The following is a 6,331-nucleotide window of genomic DNA, read 5'->3' as shown; positions in this document are numbered from 1 at the left end:
CAATTTTTGCTTTATATTTTCCGTACTGCTCCAGATATTTGTCATCAATACCTGCCTTCTCTGCAATCTGAGTGATTGGAAGCATTTCGCATTCCTGTGCAATTTCAATGTCTGATTTGAATCCCATTTCAAATTACCTCCTTTTTTCTCCGCATTTAAGTCGGTTTTTCGTAACTATTCAGCAGTCTGCTATCCCGCAAGGTGCTGAATAATTACGGTTTTTATCTAAAACAGGTGCCGCCTGTCTTATTCGAGATTTATGCCTGAACGCATTTCAGAAATGCCTTCAGTGAACCGATGATCACATCTCCCATAACAGCCATATCCTCTGCCTGAAAAGAAACAGGGAAGTTGTCAGAAAAGAGAATCTGTGAAGACGGTGGAAATTCATCATCGCCTTCCCAGAGGATCATCTGCACTTTGTATTCCGGGAAAATCTCCACTTCATAAGCAATATCACCATGCTTTACAGCAACTGCCTTGATATGCTCCATAATTGCTTTGAAATCTCCCAGACGATTTCCATAGGAAAATGCCAGACGTTTGATGCATCTGCCGTCAAACTGTCTTAAATATACCTCGCCCCATGGCATCTCACGATATGTTTTAAATTTTCCGGAACTTTCAGATTTCACTCCATTTAAGAGAAAACGAATGGTCAGGATTCTGGCATAAATCATATTTTCCAGCGGATAAAAGCCTCTATCATCCGGCGTATGTGTTACTGTAAAATCCGGCCATGTAATCTGATACTGTGTTCCAAGAAAAGTTAATGTCAGTGTTTTTGTTTCTTCATCGTAAGGAATGGACAGCCTTGAAGCTATTTCTTTGGGATCTGCCGCTGCAAACTCCTGTGTATAATGCTCCCATGGCATTCTTTCCTTGCTGTCTTTTTCATAATTTAAATCATTTAAGCTAAAAGCCATTCTAAGTCTCCACAGACAGGACAGACAAAATATACCTGCCTGCCCTGTTACTTTTTATTCATTCAGGCGCGGCAATCGTTACGGTTCGCTCCCGGTAACCTGCCGTATGCCGTATAAATATCAGCGGTTCTGAACCTCTTCCATTACTGTCGGGAACATACTGGTATCTGTATGAGGAATGAAACATGCTCCTACAAATTCATCCATATAGATCGGAACTGTGGAAAGTTCCATATATGTCATGTTAGAAGCCAGTTCGTATGTCTTCTTCTCCGCCGGCGTTGACAGAAGCATAAGATATGCACCTGTCAGGGAAGAGTTACCGATATAGTGGAATTTTTCGATTGGAATATCCGGGAACATACCGATGTTGACTGCATTTTGCATATTGATACCACTTCCGATACCACCTGCAACATAGACATCATCAATCATACTCACATCAAAGTCCAGAGAAGTCAGCATGGTACGGATAGCTGAGAAGATCGCGCCTTTTGCACGGATAAAGTTATCAATATCAACTTCCGTGATCTCGACATCTTTTACTGATCCTGCCTCTTCCTCAAAAGCAAGGATATAGCTTCCCATTCCATATTTATCATGTTTGATCCTCTTACCTTCGCGGATAAATTTACCTTTCGGGTTAATGATTCCGCAGATATAAAGTTCACTGATTACGTCGATGATACCGGAACCACACAAACCTACAGGTTTGGTTCCCGGATCACCTACGATCTTGTAGGTCGGCTCCATCGTCTCTTTATCAATGGTACATGCTTCAATCGCGCCATCTGTTGCACGCATACCACAGCTGATATCACCACCCTCAAAGGCAGGGCCTGCAGAACATGCGCAACTCATCATAAAGTCTGAGTTACCAAATACAAGCTCTCCGTTTGTACCAAGGTCGATAAACAGTGAGAACTCTGGTCTGTTCCAGATCTGGCTGACCATTGTACCGGCTGTGATATCACCGCCTACATAGCTTCCGATATTTGGTGCCATAATAATATGGGCATCTTTATTAATCTCAATTCCCACATCGGAAGCAAAAAGGGAATTGGTCTTAAAGAATGCAGGGATATACGGTTCTGTACGTAATGGATCAGAATTGATTCCTGCAAACAGATGATTCATAGTTGTGTTGGATGCTACACACATCCTGTATATACGGTTTGTCGGGAAATTTGCACTTCTGCACATCTCATGGATCATAGGATTGATTGTTTCCTTGATGACAGCATCCTGCAGTTTCTTCTGTCCGCCAGGCTTCTGTGATTCCACGATTCGGTTAATTACATCCGCACCGAAACGAATCTGTCCGTTTCCGGCAGAACTCTTTGCAAGAATATCACCATTCTCCATATTAATCAGTACAGCTGAAACGGTTGTTGTACCGATATCTACTGCAAGACCACCGATCACTACATTTTCATCTTTACCGAAAATATCATATACAAACATATCATCAGATGTAGCACGAATCACACACTTCACTGCAAAATTATTCTCTCGCAGTACATCCGGAAGTTTCTTTAAAACTGCATAAGGAATCCGGACTCTGCTGATATTTAAATATTTGCGCAAGGCACGAGTCAGTCTCTCATTATCCGGCATTGTATCGTCTAAAGATGGCGGAGTCATGACAACATCCACTACCTCAAGACTGTTTTTCAGTTCTATGCCAGCAAGTTCCACATCTCGTTTGGCATTTTCAAAAATGGCTATTTCCTCTTTAGAGCTTAAATCAGCTACTTTCATTCTGCTCTTATAGGCAGATGCAATATCAGGTACCAGCACATTTACATCTGCACTGATCTTGCTGCAGCATGCAAGGCGCCATCCTTCCTGATATTCCACATCAGAAATATGTAATGTCTTTTTGCTCTCCAGTTCTCCGCTTTTTAACTGGACACGGCATTTTCCGCAGGCTCCGTTTCCGGAACATGGTGCATCAATCGCCACATTGGCTCCACGTGCAACCTCGAGTAAATTATCCCCCGCATTGGCATAAGCTTCTACCACACTGCCATCTTCGAATGAAAATGTTACCTTAAACATTCGGCAACCACCTTTCTCATAGTCGTTAATAGCCTGTAATAAAACGAGGGCTGAAGACCGAAGCCTTCAGCCCCCATAATTATGTATTCAATTTATTCAAATACGCCTTATCAGAAATACTGATTAGATTTCCAGATAGGAATCTGCATACAGTGTATTACCTTTGAATACATCACAGGATTTAATAGTTTCCATCAGACGAAGGTCGTTAGGGTTAACAATCGCAGATGTAAGACCATTCATCATAGCCATTGCTACAAGAGCAGAGTCCATGATCGGACGGATATGTTTCGGCATACCGTTACTGTTATTGGAAAGACCACCTGTGGAGTTCAGTCCCATATCAGAGAACATTTTGATTGCTTCAAGAACTTCCATCTGTTTGTCCTGCATTCCTTTTACAACCAGGAATAACGGGTCAAACCAGAGATCTTCAGCTTCCATACCAAGAGACATACCTCTTTCAAGCATGTTCTGGCAGTGCATCATACGTTCATCATTGTCTGCTGCTACCATACCGGAAGAGCAAAGTGCGATACAGATGGCATCGTTTGCTGCTGCAAGGTCGATGTTTGTGATTCTGTCACCAGCATCAGCAGAGTTAACGATCGGTTTTCCTTTTGCTCTGTTATATACAGAGATACCAGCTTCAATAGCTTTCTTGTTTGTTGTATCCAGTGCAAGCGGAACATTGTCAAACTCTGACTGAAGGAGCTGTACTGCCCATTTCATCAGATCTTCTCCATCGTTCTCAGCAGGTCCGATGTTTACATCAAGGTAAGTAGCACCAGCGTCAAGCTGCTGTTTTGCTCTTTTGATGATCGGCTCTGGATCTCTTTCTGTAAATGCTTTGTTTACTGCAGGTGCAGTAGTGGAAAGTCTTTCTCCGATTGTTACAAATTTTGCCATAACCGTGTTCTCCTTTTTATTTATTTACACAGGATATAACCTGTATGCTTCTTATTAAATGCCAGACCGGTTCCATGGCCGGTCCGGCATGTCATTCCGATCAGATCTGACCGTCAGCCTGCATATCTTTTAAGAATTTAACGAGCTGTACAGCTTCTCTCGGTCCAACAATGATTTCCCATCCAGGAAGTTTTGATTCAAGATCGCCTTTAAGAACTGCTACTTTACCCGGGATGATAAGCTTTCTGGATTTCACCTTCGGTTCAACATTCTCTTTAATATAAGCAGAAATGCTGTTACCGGAGAATTTACCAGCTGCCCAGGATGTCAGTACAGAAAGTCCGCCTGCATCATTGATAACCAGATTAAGCGGAACACCGGAACGCTCCAGCTCGCCGGATACTACGAAATATGTAAGAGCGAAGTCTACAGTAGTAACTACTACTGCATTCTCATCAGCACCATTTAATGGATAGATGCCTGGCTCAACTTTCATTGGTTTCTGCGGATCAGTGAAAACGTTCTGACGCAGACCATATAATGGAAGAGCTTCTGCATATGTCATCTGCTCCATAACGATGATGGAACCATATTTCATTGTAAACATAGATGCTAAAGCTGCCTGTAAGTGAAGGTCACCTTTTGCGATCTTAACAAGGTTTACGATAGATGGATAACCAAATGTTCTGTCCTGATCTTTCAGAGCTGCACGACGAACCTGTACAGTGTTTGCAAAGGTTTCTTTGATGTCAGCGCCTGTTGTATCAAGAACAAGGTTCTTGTTTCCGAGTTTTTCAAGAGCTGCTGTTGTATCATATAATTCATTTAAGTCTTTACCGGATACACCGAGAACAACACCTGCTTCTGTAGCAACTGCGTTCATTGCTTCATAGTTGGAAGCATCTGCACCGTTTAAGACCGGTTTGCTGTCTTTGCATACTGCAAGAGCTGCTTTTGCGATTTCAGGATCTTTACATTCAAGAACTAAAGTTCTGCCAAGACCTGCAGCTTTTTCTACAAGTGCTGTATATTTAGCTGCATCTGCGCCTTCGCCACAGTTTACATATACAAGTTCAGCATACATTCTTTCGCCGATACGGTCATAATCTACCTTCGGGATTTCTGCAAGCTTTGCCTCTACTGCAGCATCATCCATACATGTGCACAGAGCTACTGCATATCTTGGCTTGCTTACAAATGTTTTTTCATGTCTGAATAATACTGTTTCTCCACCAAGACTATGTTCTTCTGCACCAGTACCAATTTTGATTGTCTTCATTGGCGGAGCAGTTGCCTCGGAAAGAGATGCTAAAGCTTCATCAGACATATGCGGACATTGTTCGATTTTCATAGCGCCCTGAGCAACTTTCATAGAGAAAGCCATACATGTTGGGCATCCGCATTCCTTACAGTTTTTCTTTGGTGTTAATTTAAAGATCTGAATACCATTCAGTGCCATTTTATTTGTTCCTCCTATTCAATTACGCAAGTGCTTTGATCATTCTGGAAATAGTTGCAACAGCTTCCGGATGTCTTAAGATGACTGCATCAGATCCGGCTGCAAGGTCAGCAGCAGCTGTCATAACTTCCATATCGATTCCACGCTCTTCTTCCGGTCCCCATTCAGGCATGTCAGCTTCAGAAGCTGTAGCTTCTTTTACGCCCCATGTCTCAGCGGATACCGGTGTAATGATAGGCATCTGCAGCATATTATCATTCTGAGATAAAGCTGCACCTTTGATACGGTCCATTGTAGATACAACGTATTCGTATCCATATCCGGCAGCAGCACTGCCGATATTCATAACGATCTTCTGTGCGTTAACGCCTAACTGAGTAGTTACAACGTTAAGCTGTTTAGCAAGGTTGATATCTACGGCAGATTCTGCACCTACGATCTGATCGTAAGCAAGTCCTGCTGCAGCACCGATTGCTTTGTAGTTTTCTTCTTTTTCAGAAAGGATCAATACATTTCTTCCCTGAAGAGCTTCAGCTACTTTCGGAAGAAGTTCAGCGTCTTTCTCTACGTTCTTGCATCCTTCTACTACTAATGGTGCATCAATTGCATCAGCAACTTCTTTTACAACTGCGATGAGTTCATCAACAGATTTGTTTACACCGTTCGGATCTCCACCTTCAAGGATAAGAGCTACAAAGTCAGCACCTTCCATAGCTGCTGCTTTTTTAGCCATCTCTCCGATTGTGGAAGCTCCGTCATAGTATGCTTTGATACCTTCGGATACAATATTCTCAAGACCCATATCAGAGATTTCCACACCAATCTTAGGTGTGTTTTCTGATGGTGCATCAAAAGAATAAAATGGATAAGTAGAGTCTCCGCCGATTGTTACAGTCTTATCTCCGCTGCCAATGGTGACTGTATTAATCTTTGCATTGAATTTCTGAAGTTTCTGATTAAACGGCATTTTTTTGGC

The 6,331-nt window shown here is 42.4% G+C and carries 6 protein-coding genes; all 6 read right to left on the bottom strand.

What is annotated here, in order from left to right:
• A partial coding sequence (locus tag ACTNC0_RS11945) for a formate--tetrahydrofolate ligase (protein ID WP_441087549.1) occupies window positions 1-127 on the bottom strand: 127 nt, incomplete at its 3' end.
• Window positions 128-257: 130 nt separating this feature from the next.
• A complete protein-coding gene (locus tag ACTNC0_RS11940; protein WP_441087546.1) occupies window positions 258-926 on the bottom strand; it encodes a DUF3786 domain-containing protein in 669 nt (222 codons plus the stop codon).
• A gap of 120 nt (window positions 927-1,046) precedes the next feature.
• Complete coding sequence (acsV, locus tag ACTNC0_RS11935; protein WP_441087545.1) at window positions 1,047-2,987, bottom strand: corrinoid activation/regeneration protein AcsV; 1,941 nt, start codon at window positions 2,985-2,987, stop codon at window positions 1,047-1,049.
• Between the two features lie 123 nt (window positions 2,988-3,110).
• Entirely contained in the window at window positions 3,111-3,896 is a 786-nt protein-coding gene (gene acsE, locus ACTNC0_RS11930; RefSeq protein ID WP_008703879.1) for a carbon monoxide dehydrogenase/acetyl-CoA synthase methytransferase subunit, read from the bottom strand.
• Between the two features lie 100 nt (window positions 3,897-3,996).
• Window positions 3,997-5,355, bottom strand: coding sequence for an acetyl-CoA decarbonylase/synthase complex subunit gamma (gene acsC, locus ACTNC0_RS11925; protein ID WP_441087544.1), 1,359 nt, complete (start codon window positions 5,353-5,355; stop codon window positions 3,997-3,999).
• Between the two features lie 22 nt (window positions 5,356-5,377).
• Entirely contained in the window at window positions 5,378-6,322 is a 945-nt protein-coding gene (gene acsD / locus ACTNC0_RS11920; RefSeq protein ID WP_173698005.1) for an acetyl-CoA decarbonylase/synthase complex subunit delta, read from the bottom strand.
• Window positions 6,323-6,331 lie beyond the last annotated feature (9 nt).

It is taken from the genome of Blautia sp. HCP3S3_B11, from assembly GCF_052064435.1.
Lineage (GTDB): Bacteria > Bacillota > Clostridia > Lachnospirales > Lachnospiraceae > Blautia_A.
This window is presented reverse-complemented; position numbering and strand designations above follow the sequence as displayed.